The sequence below is a fragment of the uncultured Streptomyces sp. genome, assembly GCF_947488945.1.
Lineage (GTDB): Bacteria > Actinomycetota > Actinomycetes > Streptomycetales > Streptomycetaceae > Streptomyces.
This window is the reverse complement of sequence record NZ_CANLBS010000093.1, coordinates 1-390: the sequence shown is the minus strand read 5'-3', so window position 1 is coordinate 390 and position 390 is coordinate 1. Positions and strand designations below refer to the sequence as shown.

Annotated in this window: 1 protein-coding gene; it reads left to right on the top strand. The window is 68.2% G+C overall.

Annotated elements, in window-relative coordinates; all coding sequences use genetic code 11:
- The coding region (locus Q0994_RS33955) for a tectonin domain-containing protein (RefSeq protein WP_363325603.1) at positions 1-390 on the top strand (390 nt) is incomplete at both ends.

Genomic DNA, 390 nt, shown 5'->3' with positions numbered 1-390 from the left:
CTCCGCCGGATCGCGGTCCAACGTCTGGGGCGTCAACGCCAACGGACAGATCTACCGGTTCACCAACGACGACGCCACGCCCTGGCACGGCGTCCCCGGCGGTCTGACCGACATCAGCGCCGCGGCCGACGGAACCGTCTGGGGCGTCAACGCCAACGCCGAGATCTACCGCTACATCGGCGACCAGAGCACCACCGGCCACTGGAAGAAGATCGCAGGCGGCCTGGTCAAGATCTCCGCCGGATCGCGGTCCAACGTCTGGGGCGTCAACGCCAACGGACAGATCTACCGGTTCACCAACGACGACGCCAACCCCTGGCACGGCGTCCCCGGTGGCCTGACCGACATCAGCGCCGCGGCCGACGGAACCGTCTGGGGCGTCAACGCCAA